We start from the raw sequence: 16,980 nt of genomic DNA, 5'->3' as shown, positions 1-16,980 counted from the left end.
GGACCAGCCGCCGCGAGGCGGGCGGATCAGCTGCCGACGGGCGTCAGCTTCTCCACCACGTCCGGGTTGGCGTCCATCCAGCGGCGGGCGGACTCCTTCTCCTTGCCCGCGCCGCCCTTCTGGATCTCCACCTCCAGCGAGGCGAGCTGCGCCTCACTGAGCTTGAAGTCCTTCAGCCAGCCGGTCAGCTCCGGGAAGTCCTTGGCGAAGTCCTTCTTGGCGACCGTGTGGATCTGCTCGCCGTCGCCCCAGGCGCCCTTCGGGTCCTCGAGCTTCTTCAGGTCGTGCTTGCCGTAGGCCCAGTGCGGCGACCACAGGGTCACCACGACCGGCTCCTTCTTCTTGATCGACCGGTTCAGCTCGGCCAGCATCGACGAGGTGCTGGAGGAGACCACCTCGTACTCACCTTCGAGGCCGTACTCCTTGAGCACCTTCTTGTTGAGGGTGCCCATCATCCCGGCGCTCGACTCGATGCCGATGATCTTGCCGTTGAACTTCTTGCCCTGGCCCTTGAGGTCCTCGAGCGAGTCGATGCCCTTCACGTACGAGGGAACCGTCAGCTCCAGCGAGGTCGGCCCGTACCAGGAGCCGAGATCGGTCAGGTTGTCCTTGTACCGGTCCCAGTAGTCCTTGTGCGTCGTCGGCAGCCAGGAGTCGAACTGGACGTCGAGCTGGCCCTGCGCGAGACCCGTGTAGAGCGGTCCCGGGTCGAGCTGCTTGACCGTGGTCTTGTATCCCCGGTCCTCCAGCATGTTCTGCCAGAGGTAGGTGGAGGCGATGGCCTCGTCCCACGGGAAGTAGCCCATGTTCACGGTCTTGCCCGCGTCCTTGCCCTGCTGCGAGCTGCCGCCGCCCGGCACGGGGGCCAGCTTGTCGACCAGGCCCGGGTTCTTCTTCAGCCAGGTGCGGACGCCGTCCTGCTCCTTGCCCTGGCCGGCGTTCTGGATCTCGTTCTCGAGGCTGGTGAGCTGCTTCTCGGTGAGCTCGAAGTCCTTGAGCCACTTGGCGACGGCGGGCGCCTTCTTGGCGAAGCCCTTGTGCGCGACGGTGTGGACCTCTTCGCCCTTGCCCCAGGCGCCCTTCGGGTCCGCGAGCTTCTTCAGGTCGTGCTTGCCGTAGGCCCAGTGCGGCGACCACAGGGTCACCACGACCGGCTCCTTCTTCTTGATGGAGGCGTTGAGCTCGGCCAGCATCGAGGAGGTGCTGGAGGAGACGACCTCGTACTCGCCCTCCAGGCCGTACTCCTTGAGCACCTTCTTGTTGAGGGTGCCCATCATCCCGGCACTGGCCTCGATGCCGATGATCTTGCCGTTGAACTTCTTGCCCTGGCCCTTGAGGTCCTCGAGCGAGTCGATGCCCTTCACGTACGAGGGAACCGTCAGCTCCAGCGAGGTGGGGTCGTACCAGGAACCGAGGTCGTCCAGCTGGTCGCTGTACTTGTCCCAGTAGTCCTTGTGCGTGGTCGGCAGCCAGGAGTCCGTCTGGAAGTCGATGTCGCCGCGGGCGACACCGGAATAGAGCGGGCCGGCGTCGAGCTGGGTGATCCCGGTCTCGTAGCCGCGCTGCTCCAGGATCTCCTTCCACAGGAACGTGGAGGCGATGCCCTCGTCCCAGGGGATGTAGCCCATGTTGATCTTCTGGCCCTGGCCGACGTTCGAGGCGTCGGCCTTCGCGCCCTCGGAGTCGGAGGAACCGGCGATGTTGAGGCCGCCCGCGACGAGCGCGAGGACGATGACACCGGTCATCGCGACGGCCGTGCCGGGCTTGTAGTGCGTGAACTTGAGCCGGCGGGCACCTGCCGCGACCTTGGCGGCGGCGCGGCGGCCGAGCGGGGAGACCCGCTCGTTGAGCGCTCCGGTCATCCGGTCCAGGTACATGGCGAGGATGACGACGGCGATCCCGCTCTCGGCGGCGAGGCCGACCTGGAGCTGGGTGATCGCGGCGTAGACCTTCTCACCGAGGCCGCCGGCGCCGGCCATGCCGCCGATGACGACCATCGACAGGGCCAGCATGATGACCTGGTTGATTCCGGCCATGATCGTCGGCAGGGCCAGCGGCAGCTGCACCCGGGTGAGGGTGTGCTTGGGCGTGGTGCCGAAGGCCTCGGCGGCCTCGACCAGCTCGCCGTCGACCTGGCGGATGCCGAGCTCGGTCATCCGGACGCCGGGCGGCATCGCGAAGACGATCGTGGCGATGACGCCGGGGGTGACACCGACGCCGAAGAACATGACGCCGGGAATCAGGTAGACGAAGGCGGGCATCGTCTGCATGACGTCCAGGACGGGCCGCAGCGCGGCGCTGACCCGGTTGTTGCGCGCCGCCCAGATGCCCGTGGGCACCGCGATCACGATGGTGATGACGGCGGCCACGACGACCAGCGAGAGCGTGGCCATCGCCTCGTCCCAGAGGGCGAGGGAGTCGATGAGCGCGAAGCCCACGAAGGTGAGCACGGCGGGGATCACACCGCGCAGCCAGAAGGCGACGACGGCGAAGATGCCGGCCATCAGGAGCGGTTCACCACCGCTGAGCACGGCGTTGACGCCGTCGTACATGCCGCCGAGGACGGTCTTGATGAAGTCGAAGATCCAGGTCAGGTTCGACTGGAGCCAGTCGACCGCGTCCTCGACCCAGCTGCCGAAGGAGAGCCTAGGCACCGGCGATCACCTTCTCGGCCTCGTCCCGGGGAGCCGGCACCTGGGTGTCGGCCTGGGGCTCCACCTGCGGTTCCTCGCCGAGCGCGGCGAGCAGCGTCTCGCGCTGCACGAGGCCGATGACACCGCCGTCCTCGTCGGTCACGGCGACGGCCGCACCGCTGGTGGAACAGGGGGCGAAGAGCTCGGCTATCGGAGTCTCCGAGGTCACCGTCGCGGGCGCCTCGGCCAGCAGGTCCTCGTCGGCGCTACCCGCTGCGGGCGCCTCCATGATGGAACCGGCCGTGAGCACCCTGGAGCGGTCGACGTCCTGGATGAACGAGGCGACGTAGTCGTTGGAGGGCCGCACGAGGATGTCCTCGGCGGTGCCCTGCTGGACGATCTCGCCGTCGCGCATGACGGCGATACGGTCGCCGAGGCGCATGGCCTCGTTGAGGTCGTGGGTGATGAAGACGATGGTCTTCTTCAGGCGCTTCTGGAGTTCCAGGAGCTGGTCCTGCATGTCGCGGCGGATCAGCGGGTCGAGCGCGCTGAAGGACTCGTCCATGAGGAGCAGGTCGGCGTCGGTGGCGAGCGCGCGGGCGAGGCCCACCCGCTGCTGCATTCCGCCGGACAGCTCGTCGGGCCAGGACTTCTCCCAGCCGGCGAGGCCGGTCAGCTCCAGTGCCTGGGCGGCGCGTTCCTCACGCTCGGCACGCGCCACGCCCTGGACCTCCAGGCCGTACGCGGCGTTCTCCAGGACGCTCCTGTGGGGAAAGAGCGCGAAGTGCTGGAAGACCATGCTGATCTTGGTGGAGCGGACGCTGCGCAGCTCACGGGGGCTCAGGGCGGTCAGGTCCTGGCCGTCGAAGAGCACGCGCCCGGCGGTGGGCTCCAGCAGGCCGTTGAGCATCCGCAGCAGGGTGGACTTCCCGGATCCCGAGAGCCCCATGACGACGAAGATCTGGCCCGGCTCCACGGTGAACGAGGCGTCGATCACCGCTGCGGTCGTTCCGTCGGCGCGCAGCTCGTCGCGGTGGGTACCGCCTTCGAGCCTCTGCACGGCTTGATCGGGTCGTCTGCCGAACACCTTGTACAGGTGTTCCGCTTGCAGCCTTGACACATACACCTCACGCGTTGAACCGAAACGGTCTGCCGCCCCCGCAGCAGACCGTGGAGCGGTGCGGATTCGGCCCGCAGAGCACGCGCATTCGTTGAAAAATGGACGTGGTCCGCTCCGGTGGCGCGCCTGCCCCCACTTACGCGACCCAAACACTTGTGTGATCCAGCTCACCCGAAAGAAACCGGCATCACGGGAACCGCGCGCCCCTCCCGCACCAGCGGGCCGACTGTCACAGGGGTGCGGCATCATCGGGGTGTGACGCGACGCCTGATGCTCCTCGACACCGCCTCCCTCTACTTCCGCGCCTATTTCGGCGTCCCGGACTCGGTGCGCGCACCGGACGGGACGCCGGTCAACGCCGTGCGCGGACTGCTCGACTTCATCGCCAGGCTCGTGCAGGACCACCGGCCGGACGACCTGGTGGCCTGCATGGACGCGGACTGGCGTCCGCACTGGCGGGTCGAGCTGATCCCGACGTACAAGGCGCACCGCGTGGCGGCCGAGACTCCGGCCGGCGTGCCCGACGAGGAGGAGACCCCGGACACCCTCTCCCCTCAGGTCCCCGTCATCGAGGCCGTGCTCGACGCCCTGGGCATCGCCCGCGTGGGCGTCTCGCCGTACGAGGCGGACGACGTGATCGGCACGCTGGCCCGGCGGGCCGACGGCCCCGTGGACATCGTGACCGGGGACCGCGACCTCTACCAGCTGGTCGACGACGCCCGGGGGGTGCGCGTGCTCTACCCCCTGAAGGGCGTGGGGTCGCTCCAGCTGACCGACGAGTCCTGGCTGCGCGAGAAGTACGGCGTGGACGGCGCCGGATACGTCGATCTGGCCCTGCTCCGCGGCGACCCGAGCGACGGCCTGCCGGGCGTCCCCGGGATCGGCGAGAAGACGGCGGCGAAGCTGCTGGACGCCTTCGGCGACCTGGCCGGGATCATGGCCGCGGTGGACGACCCGGCCGCCCGGCTCACCCCGTCCCAGCGCAAGCGGCTGGACGAGGCGCGGGACTACGTGGCCGTGGCCCCCAAGGTGGTCCGGGTCGCGGACGACGTGCCCCTGCCCCCGTTCGACCCCGCCCTCCCCCGTGAACCGCGCGATCCGGCGGCCCTGGAGACCCTCGCCACCCGGTGGGGCCTGGGAGGGGCGCTGCAGCGCCTGCTTCTCACGCTCCAGACCTGAAGGTGCTAGCTTAGGTAAACCTAAGTACTCAGTACCCCATACGGGTCAAGAGCTGGTCCAGAGCAGGGAGAACCTCGTGGCAGAGCGGCCGCAACGCCGGGCACCGAAGGCGCAGGGGGCGCAGGTCCTGCGCACCGAGCAGATCACCCCGCACATGGTGCGCGTGGTCCTCGGTGGCGACGGCCTGGCCGATTTCGCCCTCGCGGGCTACACCGACCACTACGTCAAGCTGTGCTTCGCGCCCGAGGGTGCGGACTACGCCCACCCCTTCGACATGGCCGCCATCCGCGAGGAGTACCCCCGCGAGCTGTGGCCCACCACCCGTACGTACACGGTGCGCTCCTGGGACCCGGGCAGCCGCGAGCTCGCGATCGATTTCGTGGTGCACGGCGACGAGGGCCTCGCGGGCCCCTGGGCGGCACGGGCGACCCCCGGTGACCAGGTGACCTTCCTGGGCCCCGGCGGGGGTTACGTACCGGAGGCATCGGCCGACTGGCACCTGCTGGTGGGGGACGAGAGCGCCCTCCCCGCGATCGCCGCCTCGCTGGAGCAGATGCCGCAGGGCGCACTGGTGCACACGTTCATCGAGGTGCCGGACGCCTCCGAGGAGCAGAAGCTCGTGGCGCCCGACGGCGTCTCGGTGACCTGGCTGCACCGCGGGGACCGCCCCGTGGGCGAGTCCCTGATCGCCGCGGTGAGCGGGCTGGACTTCCCCGAGGGCGAGGTACAGGCCTTCGTGCACGGCGAGGCGGGATTCGTGAAGGAGATCCGGCGCCATCTGCGTCTGGAGCGCGGCATCCCCCTCCAGCAGCTGTCGATCTCGGGCTACTGGCGCCTCGGCCAGAACGACGACGCCTGGCGCGCGGTGAAGCGCGAGTGGAACGAGCAGGTGGAGCGCGAGCAGGAGAGCGCCGCGTAGGGGCCGTCCGGATCGGGCCGGACCGGCCCCCGAAGACCCCGGAACCCGGTCACCGTCGTGGACGGTGACCGGGTTCCGCCGTGCCGCCCCACCGCCCGGCCCGCCTCACGGCCGCTCGGCCCCCTCGGCCCCCTCCGCCACGTCCGTCTCCCCGTACGCACGGGCGGAGGCCTCGACATGGGCGAGCCGCCGCAGGGCACCGAACATGGCCTCCCCGAGCACCGTGCCGACGACGGCAGTCTCCACCAGGTCCTCGCGGGCCACCCGCCGCCGAACGTAGTCGAGGTCGGCGAGGGCGACGGGCTCCGCCGCGTCCGCGTAGACGTCGAGCAGCTCGGCGAATCCGCCGTGGCCCACCCTGTGCAGGGCGGCCAGCACACCCACCAAGGAACGGGCCGCCGGGTTGTCCTCGCTCACCCGCCAGCCGCGCCGCGCCAGCAGCGCGGCGACCTCCTCGCACGCCTCGGCCGACCCGGGCCCCGCCTCATCGGACTCATCGGACTCCCCGCACTCCGCGACCTCTGCGGAGGTGATGCGGTTGGCCGCCACTCCGAGCACCTCGTGCACCGGCTGCCCCGGGTCGTCGATCGTCGTCAGGACCTCCGCGATGGCGGACAAGGACAGCCCTCCGACGTCCAGGAGGGCCCTGATCAGTCTCAGCCTGCGCTCGTGCCCGTCGCCGTACCGCGCCTGGTTCGGGCTGGTCAGCTCGCCCGGGGGCAGCAGCCCTTCCCGTACGTAGTACTTGATCGTCGGTACCGGAACCCCGGACCGCCGGCTCAATTCACCGATGCGCACTGTGCGTTCACCTCTCAGGAGCTTGCCAGGCCGACCTCCATCATAGATAGTTTCACTATCCGATAGTGGACAGTACCGCTATCTATTCTTTCTGGGGGGGTTTTCATGCAGTCCTGGCGCACATGGCACCGGCCGTTAGTCCTCTTCGCCGCCGCGATGGCCGTGATGGCCGTCGTCGCCGCGGTGGGGATCCTGGTGGACGACCGGGTCCTGGCGGGCTCGGCGATCTGGGCCAAGCCGTTCAAGTTCGCCGTCTCCTTCGTGGTGTACGCCCTGGCCCTGGCGTGGATGCTGACGCTCCTGACCCGTGCCCGGCGCGTGGGGTGGTGGGCGGGCACCGTCGTCACTCTCGCGTGCGCGGGGGAGATGGCGGTCATCACCGGCCAGGTGATCAGGGGCAGGCGGAGCCACTTCAACCAGGCGACCCCGCTCGACTCGACGCTCTACGACGTCATGGCCGTCACCATCGTGATCCTCTGGACGGGCACCCTCGTCATCGCGGTCCTGCTGTTCCGGGCACGGATCGCCGACCGCGCCTCCGCCTGGGCCGTACGGTCCGGGGTGCTGATCGCCCTGGTGGGTGCCGCGTTCGGTTACCTCATGACCCAGCCCTCCGCCGGACAGCGGGCGGCGGGCGGTCTCGACACCGCCGACGTGGTCGGCGCCCACGCGGTCGGTGTGCCGGACGGCGGCCCCTCGATGGCCCTGACCGGCTGGTCGACGACGGGCGGCGACCTGCGCGTCCCGCACTTCGTGGGCATGCACGCCCTGCAGCTGCTCCCGCTGTTCCTGCTCGCCCTGATGCTTCTCGCGCCCCGGATCACCCGGCTGCGCGACCCCCGCGTGCGTCTGCGTCTGGTGCTCGTCGCCTCCGGTTCGTACGCCGCCGTCGTGGCCCTGGTGACCTGGCAGGCGCTGCGCGGTCAGCCGCTGGTCCACCCCGACGGGGCGACGCTCGCCGCCGCGGGTCTGATCGCCGCCGCCACGGCCGCCGGATCCCTCGTCGCGCTGCGGCGTGACGGCTCCACCCCGTCGGCCGGAGCGCAGGACAAGGAGCTCGTGTCATGACCGGCGCCCTCTTCGAGATCACGTTCATGGCGGTGGCCCCCGTCTGGCTGCTGATGATCTTCGCGCCGCACCGGCCCCTGACCGCCCGCGTGGCCGCGTCCCCGCTCACCGTCCTTCCGGTGCTCACCCTCTGGGCCGTGATGGCCGTCCCGGTGTTCCCCGAGCTGTGGGCGGCGGTGAGCAGCCCCGACATCGACACGTTCCGCGAGCTCACGGCGTCGGCGAACGGCGCCGGCGCGGTCTGGGCGCAGATCATCGCGTGGGATCTGCTGCTCGGACAATGGATCTTCCTGGAGTCGCGCCGCAGGGGGGTGCACCCACTCGTCATGGGCCCCGTGCTGGTGCTGACGATCCTTCTGTCACCGATCGGCCTGGTGGTCTTCCTGGTCGTCCGCGCGGCCGTGGGGTCCCGGACCGGGCAGGCGAGGGCCTCGGCCGGGGCCGGTCCCTGAAATCCGTATCCTGTTCGACCAATCCGGAGAGACGCCGGCTCCGAATCAGTCAGGAAACCGATGCGTGCTCCGGGAGGATCGTCCGCGTGAGAGAAGCCGTACACATCAGTGGGGTCCCCTCGCCGGGCCCCCGCCTGGACGACCTGCTCGTCCAGGTCGCCCGTGGCGACCAGGACGCCTTCAACCAGGTGTACGACCAGGTCAGCGGGCCGGTCCTCGGTCTGGTGCGGAGCGTGCTCCGGGACCCGGCCCAGTCGGAGGAGGTGGCCCAGGAGGTCCTGGTCGAGATGTGGCGTACCGCCGCCCGCTACCAGCCGTCCCGGGGCAGCGCCATGAACTGGGTGCTGACCCTCGCGCACCGCCGCGCGGTGGACCGCGTCCGCTCGGCCGAGGCCGCCGCCGCGCGGGAGCACAAGGCGGCGCTGCTGGACCGCACCCCGGACTTCGACGAGGTGTCCGAGCAGGTCGAGTCCCGGCTGGAGAGGGAGCAGGTCCGGCGCTGTCTGCGGACCCTCTCCGAGCTCCAGCGGGAGTCGGTGACACTGGCGTACTACCGCGGACTGACGTATCGCGAGGTCGGCGAGCTGCTCTCCGTACCGCTGGGAACGATCAAGACACGACTGCGCGACGGACTGATCCGGCTGCGCGACTGCCTGGGGGTGAGCGCATGAGCACGGCCGAACTGCACACACTGACCGGGGCCTACGCCCTGCACGCTCTGCCCGAGGACGAGCGCGTCGAGTTCGAACGGCATCTGGGCGCCTGCGAGGCGTGTGCCCAGGAGGTGCGCGAGCTGTCGGCCACCGCCGCCCGGCTCGGGCTCGCCGTCTCCGCCACCCCGCCGCCCGCGCTGCGGGAGCGGGTGCTGCGGGAGATCTCGACCGTACGGCAGGATCCGCCGCCCCATGCCGGGAGCCCGCGCGCCGGGTCCCCCTCCGGGCGGGCCGGCCGCTGGTCGACGTACGCGCTCGCCGCCTGCGTCGCCGCCGCTGCCGCGTTCGGCGGGGTCGCCGTGTGGCAGAACCAGGTCGCCCAGGACGCCCGGCAGGAGACCGACCGGGCCCAGCGGCACAACGAGCAGGTGGCGCGGGTGCTCACCGCGCCGGACGCCACGACCACCGCCGCGGATCTCGGGAACGGCGCCCGGGGCACCGTGGTCGTCTCGAAGAGCGTGAACCGGGCGGTGTTCCTCGCCTCGGACATGGCACCGCCGCCCGGCGGCAAGGTGTACCAGCTGTGGTTCGACGACGCCGGCGGCATGCGGTCGGCCGGGCTGATGAATCCGTCCGCGACGGACGACGCGGTCCTGCTGGACGGGCCCGTGGACCGGGCCTCCGGCATGGGCATCACCGTCGAACCGACGGGCGGATCCGATCAGCCGACCTCCGCGCCGGTGGCGCTGATGGAGTTCCGGGACGCCTGAGCCCTCACCACGCGGGTGTGCCCCCGGCCCGAGCGCGAGGCCGGGGGCACACCCCTGTCCGGTGGTTCAGCCCCGGCGGGGCGTGCCCGGGGGCAGCGGGAGGAAGCCGCTGGTGCGGGCGACGTACTCGGCGTATCCCGGCCGTCCTTCCATGTGCCGCTCCAGCAGGGCCTTGCCGCTGCCCTTGGTCAGCAGGAGGCTCATGACCACGGGCGAGACGAGCGTGGTGGCCGCGACCGCGGGGTCGCCGCAGACGACGAGGAAGAGCCCCCACCAGACGCAGAAGTCGCCGAAGTAGTTCGGGTGCCGGGTCCAGGACCACAGCCCCCGGTCCATGATCCGGCCCTTGTTCGCCGGGTCGCGCTTGAAGCGGGCGAGCTGCGCGTCGCCCACCCCCTCGAAGACGAGTCCCACCGCCCAGAGCGCCGCACCGGCCCAGGCCCACGCGTCGAGCGGCCCCGGAAGGTAGTACCCGGCCTGCACCGGCAGGGAGATGAGCCAGACCAGCGCGCCCTGGAGCAGATAGACCTTCCGCAGGGCGTACAGCGCGGGGTGGCCCGGCGCCTTGGCCAGCATGGCCTCGTAGCGCGGATCCTCCCCGTGGCCCCGGCCCCGACGGCCGATGTGCACGGCCAGCCGCCCGCCCCACACCACGGTCAGCACGGTCACCAGGAGCCGGCGCGCGTCGCTGCCCCCGCCGGCCGACATCGCGTACGAGACGAGGGCGACGGCCGCGAAGCCGAGGCCCCACGCGACGTCGACGATCCTGTGCATCCCCTTGCGCAGGGCGATCAGGAAGGTCACGAGCATGACGGCGAGGGCGGCGCCCGCCGCCGCCGCCAGGTTCGTGGCGAACTCCTGCCAGGCGAAGCCGTTCACCGGCCGGCCCCGGTGCGTGGCGCCGCGACGCCGGATCCGGCCTGGGTACGGCCGCCCTCTCCGGCCGCCCGGCCGAGGCCCTCGTACCAGCCGTGGCGGGTGAGGGGCATGCCCGCCGAGCCCTCCGCACCGGGCCGGACGGAGAGGATCTGGTCCACGCCCATGCGCCGCTCCTCGAAGGCCAGGGCGCCGCCCACCAGGTAGAGGCGCCACACCCGGGCGGTCTCCTCGCCGACCAGGGCCGTGAACTCGGGCCAGCGCTCCTCCAGCGTGCGGTGCCACGCCTCGACGGTCAGCACGTAGTGCTCGCGCATCGATTCCACGTCACGGACCTCCAGCCCCGCCCCTTCGAGGAGACCGACCGTCTCACCGAGCGGGCGCATGTGCATGTCCGGGGCGATGTAGGACTCGATGAAGGCCCCGCCGCCGGGAGCGGTGGTGCCCCGGGACATCTGCTGGACCAGGGCCCGGCCGCCCGGCCGGAGCACGGAGTGGAGCAGCGCGGTGAAGGCCGGGTACTCGGCGTCCCCGACGTGCTCCCCCATCTCCACGGTGGACACGGCGTCGTACCCGCCCCGGAAGTCCGGCAGGCCGGGGACGTCGCGGTAGTCGCAGCAGTGCACCTCGACGAGGTCCTCCAGGCCGCGTTCCGCCACCTGTCCGCGTACGTACGCCGCCTGCTCCCGCGCCAGGGTGACCGCTGTGACGCGGACCCCGTGCCTGCCCGCCGCGTGGAGGGTCAGGGACCCCCAGCCGCAGCCGATGTCGAGGAGCCGGGCGCCGGGCCGCAGTCCGAGCTTGCGGCAGATCAGCTCCAGCTTGTCGCGCTGGGCGTCGGCCGGCCCGTACTCGGGGCCGGTGCCGGTCCAGTAGCCGCACGAGTAGGCCATGGTCTCGTCGAGCAGCAGGGAGTAGAAGGCGTTCGACAGGTCGTAGTGGTGGCTGATGGCCGCCCGGTCGCGGGCCTTGCTGTGCAGGGCGCCGCTGAGCCCCGCCCGGGCGGCGGGAACCGGCGGGCGGGGGCCGACCGCGCCGAGGCGCAGTGCGGTCCCGGCCGCCCGCAGGCGGTCGGCGACACGGGGACGGGGCAGGTCGAGGCCCTGTTCCCGTGACGCGCGGCGCATGGCGCGCAGACCCTCACCGAGGTCGTCGGCGATGTCGATGTCACCGGTGATGTAGGCCTCGGCGAGGCCGAGTTCGCCCGGCTGCCACAGGAGCCTGCGCAGCGCGCGGCGGGAGCGTACGTGCACGGTGGGGGCGTCCTCGGGGCCGGTCTCGCTGCCGTCCCACATCCTGATCCTGACCGGCGGCGGACCGCCGAGGAACTGCTCGACGACCGGCGCGATCCGCTGCGCGGCTCCGGTTCCCGGGGTGTCGGTCAAGGTGTTCACGCGGTGTCCTCACGGGTCAGGAGAATCTGCTGCACATCGAGGTAGCCGGACCGGAATCCGGCCTCGGAGTAGGCGAGGTAGAAGGTCCACATCCGGCGGAAGGTCGCGTCGAAGCCGAGCGCGTCGACCTGGGCGGCGCGCTCCTCGAAGCGTTCCCGCCACAGCCTGAGGGTCTCGGCGTAGTGCATGCCGAAGGCGCCGCGCTGTCTGATCCGCAGTCCGGTGTGGGCGGTGGTGACGCGTTCGACGGCCTCGGTGGAGGGGAGCAGCCCGCCGGGGAAGATGTACTTCTGGATCCAGGTGTAGGTGCTGCGGCTGGCGAGCATCCGGTCGTCCGGCATGGTGATGGCCTGGAGCGCGATACGCCCGCCCGGGGCGAGGCAGCGCTCCAGCGTCCGGAAGTACACCGGCCAGAACTCCTCGCCGACGGCCTCGATCATCTCGACGCTGACGATCGCGTCGTACTCCCCCGCGGCGTCCCGGTAGTCGCAGAGCCGCACGTCGACGCGGTCCTCGTGACCGGCCTCTCGGATGCGGCCCCTGGCCAGCTCCCGCTGTTCCCGGGAGAGCGTGAGGGTGGTGACGCGGGCGCCCCGCGCGGCGGCGCGGATGGCGAGTTCGCCCCAGCCGGTGCCGATCTCCAGCAGTTCGGTGCCGGGTCCCACGCCGGCCAGGTCGAGCAGGAGGTCGATCTTCCGGTGCTGGGCGGCGGGGAGCAGGCCCTGCTCGGCGGGGAAGCCGCGGAAGACCGCCGAGGAGTAGCTCAGCGTCTCGTCGAGGAAGAGGGCGAAGAGGTCGTTCGACAGGTCGTAGTGGTGGCTGATGTTCTCCCGTGAGCCCTCGGGGGTGTTGGCCTGCGACGCGGGCTGCCGCAGGGCCCAGAGGCCGCGCAGCTTCTGCAGCGGTGCGGGGACGAGGTCCGCGGCGTTCCCGGCGAGGACGCTCAGCACTCCGACGAGGTCGGGCGAGTCCCACTCCCCGGCCATGTACGACTCGCCGAACCCGACGAGGCCGCCCGCGCCGATCCGCCGGAAGAACGCGTCGGGCCGGCGGATCTCCATGAGCGGTCCGCCGAGCCCGATGCTGTCGCGGCCGGCGAACCGGGCGCGCAGCGGAAGCCTGGACAGCGCGTGCCGTACGAGCCGTTCGGCCACGGCCGTCCTGATGCCGGAGGCCCGTGGCTGGGCGGCGACGTCGGGCCATCGGCCGGGATCGACGCCGGTGAGGGGGGTCGTCGTGGTGGCCCGCGTCTGGGCCGGGATCGGGCCGCCGGGGGCGGGCGCGACGGGCGAGAGGGGCGGGGTGGGAGAGGTGGGAGAGGTGGGCACCTTCACTGCATGCCTTCCTGGGTGTGGTGACGGGGGCGGGGCTGGACGGGCAGCCGGCGCAGGAACAGCCGGATGCCGTGCAGGCGGATGGCGGCGGACACGACCGCGGTGGAGAAGGGGTGGCGCAGGAACAGCCGCAGCAGCTGGGCGGGGGTGCCGGGGCGCCGTGTCCCGCGTACGGTCGCGGTGAACGGGCGGGCGGCCTCGCGCTCCAGATGGACCGTCAGGCTGAGCCGTCCGTCCGGCTCCGGCAGCCGCATGCGGTAGTCGCCGTCGACCGGGAAGAACGGCGACACGTAGAAGTCCTTGCCGGTGGCCGCCCGGTCCTCGGCGTCGGGGCGCAGCAGGTAGCAGTGGCGTTCGCCGTAGGTGTTGTGCACCTCGGCGACCACGCAGAGGGGGCTGCCGTCGGGGCGGCGGCACCAGTAGACGGTCAGCGGGTTGAAGACGTGCCCGAGGACGCGGGCCTGGGTGAGCATGGTGACGGTGCCGTCGGCGAGGTCGACGCCCTGGGCCGAGAGGAACCGTTCGAGCCCGGCCCGCACCGTGGGCGCCGTGCCGCCGAAGTGGTCACGGGCGTCGAAGCCGGCCAGCGGGCGCAGGAGCGCGGGCAGCTCCGGCGGGCGGTCCGGGTCGATGAGCCACAGATAGGTGCGGTGCCGCAGGGCGTACCGGCGGGGCGCGGTCCGTACGTGGGTGATGGTGCACGGGTAGAGGGCGCTGCTCACCATGTCACCCCCAGCGCGGCGGCGGCCTCGGCGCCGGACCGGCAGCCGTCCTCGTGGAACCCCCAGCCGTGGTAGGCGCCCGCGAAGGCGGTGACCGGCCCGGAGAGCGCGGGGAGCCGGGCCTGGGCGGCCACCGACTCCGGCGTGAACACCGGGTGTTCGTACACCATGCGGGCCCGTACGGAGTCCGGGTCGACCCGGTCCGCGCCGTTCAGCGTGACGACGAACCGTTCGGGGGCGTCCAGCCGCTGGAGGCGGTTCATGTCGTAGCTGACGGTGACCCGGTCGGCGTCGGCGGCGCAGGACGGCATCAGATAGTTCCAGGAGGCGGCGGCCCCCCGGCTGCGGGGCAGCAGCGTGGTGTCGGTGTGCAGCAGCGTGGGGTTGCGGGTGTAGCGGAACGCCCCGAGCGTGCGCCGTTCCTCGTCGGTCGGGTCGGCGAGCAGCCGGAGTGCCTGGCCGGGATGGGTGGCGAGGACCACCGCGTCGTACTCCTCGGTCGCGCCGTCCTCGGTGACGATCTCCACGCCGTCGCTGTGCCTGCGGACGGTCCTGACCGGGGTGGCCGTCCGCACGGAGTACACCTGCTTGACGACGCGGTCGACGTACGAGCGCGACCCGCCGGTGACGGTCCGCCAGACCGGGGAACCGCCGATCGAGAGCATCCCGTGGTGCTGGAGGAACCGGAAGAGGTAGCGGGCGGGGTAGAGCGTCGCGGTCACCGGGTCGCAGGACCAGACGGCGGAGACCATGGGGGTCAGGAAGTGCGCGCGGAAGTAGGCGGAGAACCGCCCGCGCTCCGCGAACTCCCCCAGGGTCATGTCCCCGGTCCCCTCCGGCATGGCGAGCAGCGCCCTGGCCGCCCGGTGGAAGCGCGGCACCTCGGTCAGCATCCGCAGGTAGGGGCCGTGTACGGCGGAGCCGGGCCGGGCGAACAGCCCGGCGGCGCCCCGGGCGCCCGCGTACTCGAGTCCGCACCCCTCGCAGCGCACGGACATGCTCATCTCGGACTCCTGCGTCTCCACTCCGAGTTCACGGAAGAGCCGGAGCAGATGCGGATACGTCCGCCGGTTGTGCACGATGAAGCCCGAGTCGACGCGGTGTGTCCGGCCGTCCGACGAGGTCAGGTCGTGGGTGTGCGCGTGTCCGCCGGCGCGCTCGTCCGCCTCGACGAGCGTCACGTCGTGCGCCTTCCCCAGGACGTGCGCGGCGGTCAGTCCCGCCACCCCGCTGCCCACTACGGCTGTGCGCCGCCGCTCCCCTGACATCCGTGTTCCCTCCGGTCGTGCGTGCCTGGCCGGGGTCGTTCCCCAGTGCTCCTCAGAGGTCATTCGAGACAGCGGACGTCTTGGATTGGCCGATGATCGGACTTCCCTCGATCGAGTGAACGACCAATCCGCCGGGCGATCCGCGCCGAATTCCCGGCGTGACAAGAGACCAAGACACTTCGCTGAAGCACGGGGCCGGCGGCTCCCGGCGATCCCGCTGGGTGCGCGCCTCGTCCGCCGCGCTCAGCGGTCTGATCGCCGGGTTCACCGCCCTGTGCGTCGCCGAACTGGTCGCGGCAGCCGTGCGTCCCGAGGCGGGTCCCGTGACGGCCGTGGGCGGGGCGGTCATCGACCGCACTCCCCCGGCCGTGAAGGACTTCGCCGTACGGAACTTCGGCACCGCCGACAAGCTGGTCCTGCAGCTCGGGATCCTCGTCCTCCTGGCGGCCTTCGCCATGTCGGTGGGGGTTCTCGCGCTGCGGCACCGGTGGGCCGGCGCCGCGGCCGTCCTGGTCTTCGGTGTGGTCGGGGCAGTGTCGGCGGCGGGGCGGCCGGAGGGCCGCCCCGCCGACGTGCTGCCCTCGGTCGTGGGCGCGCTGGTGGCCGCAGGGGTGCTGTATCTCCTGACCGGACGGCTGGCCCCCGTCGACGTCCCGCCTCCCGCGGCTGGGGAGACGGGCGACGGCGGGGAACAGGGCGCCTTCGACCGCCGCGGATTCGTCCTCGCGGCGACCGCAGCAGCGGCGGCCTCGGCCGGTGCGGGACTTCTGGGGCGACGGCTCCAGGCGTCTCGGCTGGCCGGGGTCTCCGCCTCGCGGGGTGACGTCGTGCTCCCCGCGCCGGCCTCGCCCGCCACCGCGATACCGGGCGGAGCGGAGCTGGACATCCGTGGCCTGAGCTCGTTCACCACCCCGAACAAGGACTTCTACCGGGTGGACACCGCCCTGGTGGTGCCGCGTGTCGACGCGGACCGGTGGCGGCTGCGCATCCATGGGAAGGGGGTGGCGCGACCCGTCACCCTCAGCTTCCAGGACCTCCTGGGGCGCGAGCTCGTCGAGCGCGACATCACGCTGACCTGCGTGTCCAACCAGGTCGGCGGTCCGTACGTCGGCAATGCCCGGTGGATCGGCGTACGTCTGGCCGATCTGCTGCGCGAGGCGGGCGTGAAGCCTCCGTCGAAGGGCGGGCCGGCGGACCAGATCGTGTCGCGCTCCGTGGACGGCATGACGATCGGTACCCCGGTCGAGGACGTCATGGACGGTCGCGACGCGCTGCTCGCGCTCGGCATGAACGGCGAACCTCTGCCGTTCGACCACGGCTTCCCCGTCCGGATGGTCGTCCCCGGCCTCTACGGCTACGTCTCGGCGTGCAAGTGGATCCAGGACATCGAGCTCACGACGTTCGACGCGTACGACGCCTACTGGGTCGAGCGGGACTGGTCCCGCGAGGCTCCGGTCAAGACCCAGTCACGGATCGACACACCTCGTCCCTTCGCCTCTCCGCGAGCCGGGACCGTACCGGTCGCCGGTGTCGCCTGGGCCCAGCACCGGGGCATCGCCCGGGTCGAGGTCCGGGTCGACGGAGGCGAGTGGCACACCGCCCGGCTGGCCGCCGAGGCCGGCCGTGACACCTGGCGCCAGTGGGTGTGGGAGTGGCCCGCCACGAGCGGTCACCACACCCTCGAGGTCCGCGCGACGGACCGTACCGGCGCCACACAGACCGACAAGCGGGTCGGCACCGTCCCCGACGGTGCGACCGGGTGGCACTCGGTGGTGGTCGACGTGGCCTGACCAC

General features: G+C 71.7%; 15 protein-coding genes. 7 read left to right on the top strand and 8 right to left on the bottom strand.

Annotated features, from left to right (window positions below; genetic code table 11):
* Positions 1–26 precede the first annotated feature (26 nt).
* Positions 27–2,654, bottom strand: a complete 2,628-nt coding sequence (locus tag AMK10_RS29370; RefSeq protein ID WP_073751452.1) for an ABC transporter permease/substrate binding protein — start codon at positions 2,652–2,654, stop codon at positions 27–29.
* A complete protein-coding gene (locus AMK10_RS29365; protein WP_073751450.1) occupies positions 2,647–3,753 on the bottom strand; it encodes a quaternary amine ABC transporter ATP-binding protein in 1,107 nt (368 codons plus the stop codon). The genes AMK10_RS29370 and AMK10_RS29365 overlap by 8 nt, the downstream gene beginning before the upstream one ends.
* 270 nt (positions 3,754–4,023) lie before the next feature.
* Between AMK10_RS29365 and AMK10_RS29360 the strand changes: the two genes are divergently transcribed.
* Both AMK10_RS29360 and AMK10_RS29355 read left to right on the top strand, forming a co-directional pair.
* The gene (locus AMK10_RS29360) at positions 4,024–4,932 is read left to right on the top strand and encodes a 5'-3' exonuclease (protein ID WP_073751448.1); all 909 of its coding nucleotides are present in this window, start codon (positions 4,024–4,026) and stop codon (positions 4,930–4,932) included.
* Positions 4,933–5,008: 76 nt separating this feature from the next.
* Positions 5,009–5,851, top strand: coding sequence for a siderophore-interacting protein (locus AMK10_RS29355; RefSeq protein WP_073751446.1), 843 nt, complete (start codon positions 5,009–5,011; stop codon positions 5,849–5,851).
* Between the two features lie 105 nt (positions 5,852–5,956).
* Here AMK10_RS29355 and AMK10_RS29350 read toward each other — a convergent pair whose 3' ends face one another.
* Positions 5,957–6,649 (bottom strand): MerR family transcriptional regulator, encoded by a 693-nt coding sequence (locus tag AMK10_RS29350; RefSeq protein WP_073751444.1) that lies wholly within the window; start codon positions 6,647–6,649, stop codon positions 5,957–5,959.
* A gap of 105 nt (positions 6,650–6,754) precedes the next feature.
* Here AMK10_RS29350 and AMK10_RS29345 point away from each other — a divergent pair, with 105 nt between their 5' ends.
* The 4 genes from AMK10_RS29345 (at position 6,755) to AMK10_RS29330 (ending at position 9,592) form a co-directional block, all read left to right on the top strand.
* Positions 6,755–7,717, top strand: a complete 963-nt coding sequence (locus tag AMK10_RS29345) for a hypothetical protein (protein ID WP_073751442.1) — start codon at positions 6,755–6,757, stop codon at positions 7,715–7,717.
* Entirely contained in the window at positions 7,714–8,169 is a 456-nt protein-coding gene (locus tag AMK10_RS29340; RefSeq protein ID WP_073751440.1) for an ABA4-like family protein, read from the top strand. The genes AMK10_RS29345 and AMK10_RS29340 overlap by 4 nt, the downstream gene beginning before the upstream one ends.
* Positions 8,170–8,255: 86 nt before the next feature.
* Positions 8,256–8,840 carry a sigma-70 family RNA polymerase sigma factor gene (locus AMK10_RS29335; RefSeq protein WP_073751438.1) on the top strand — a complete coding sequence of 195 codons (585 nt, stop codon included), beginning with the start codon at positions 8,256–8,258 and terminating at the stop codon, positions 8,838–8,840.
* The gene (locus tag AMK10_RS29330; protein ID WP_073751436.1) at positions 8,837–9,592 is read left to right on the top strand and encodes an anti-sigma factor; all 756 of its coding nucleotides are present in this window, start codon (positions 8,837–8,839) and stop codon (positions 9,590–9,592) included. The genes AMK10_RS29335 and AMK10_RS29330 overlap by 4 nt, the downstream gene beginning before the upstream one ends.
* 66 nt (positions 9,593–9,658) lie before the next feature.
* On the opposite strand, the gene AMK10_RS29325 is transcribed toward AMK10_RS29330, so the two are convergent.
* The 5 genes from AMK10_RS29325 to AMK10_RS29305 form a co-directional block, all read right to left on the bottom strand.
* Positions 9,659–10,471, bottom strand: coding sequence for a DUF1295 domain-containing protein (locus tag AMK10_RS29325; protein WP_073751434.1), 813 nt, complete (start codon positions 10,469–10,471; stop codon positions 9,659–9,661).
* The gene (locus tag AMK10_RS29320; protein WP_073751432.1) at positions 10,468–11,862 is read right to left on the bottom strand and encodes an SAM-dependent methyltransferase; all 1,395 of its coding nucleotides are present in this window, start codon (positions 11,860–11,862) and stop codon (positions 10,468–10,470) included. Before AMK10_RS29320 ends, AMK10_RS29325 begins: the two co-directional genes overlap by 4 nt.
* Positions 11,859–13,124, bottom strand: a complete 1,266-nt coding sequence (locus AMK10_RS29315) for an SAM-dependent methyltransferase (RefSeq protein WP_198959823.1) — start codon at positions 13,122–13,124, stop codon at positions 11,859–11,861. The genes AMK10_RS29320 and AMK10_RS29315 overlap by 4 nt, the downstream gene beginning before the upstream one ends.
* A gap of 68 nt (positions 13,125–13,192) precedes the next feature.
* Positions 13,193–13,921 (bottom strand): DUF1365 domain-containing protein, encoded by a 729-nt coding sequence (locus AMK10_RS29310; RefSeq protein ID WP_073751428.1) that lies wholly within the window; start codon positions 13,919–13,921, stop codon positions 13,193–13,195.
* Positions 13,915–15,186 (bottom strand): NAD(P)/FAD-dependent oxidoreductase, encoded by a 1,272-nt coding sequence (locus AMK10_RS29305; RefSeq protein ID WP_073751426.1) that lies wholly within the window; start codon positions 15,184–15,186, stop codon positions 13,915–13,917. Before AMK10_RS29305 ends, AMK10_RS29310 begins: the two co-directional genes overlap by 7 nt.
* Positions 15,187–15,407: 221 nt before the next feature.
* On the opposite strand from AMK10_RS29305, the gene AMK10_RS29300 reads away from it, so the two are divergent.
* Entirely contained in the window at positions 15,408–16,976 is a 1,569-nt protein-coding gene (locus tag AMK10_RS29300; RefSeq protein ID WP_073751425.1) for a molybdopterin-dependent oxidoreductase, read from the top strand.
* The last annotated feature ends 4 nt before the right edge of the window (positions 16,977–16,980 follow it).

Source organism: Streptomyces sp. CB02058, assembly GCF_001905505.1.
In the GTDB taxonomy this organism is placed as follows: Bacteria; Actinomycetota; Actinomycetes; order Streptomycetales; family Streptomycetaceae; genus Streptomyces.
The sequence above is the reverse complement of the archived record's forward strand: the minus strand, read 5'-3'. Positions and strand labels throughout refer to the sequence as shown.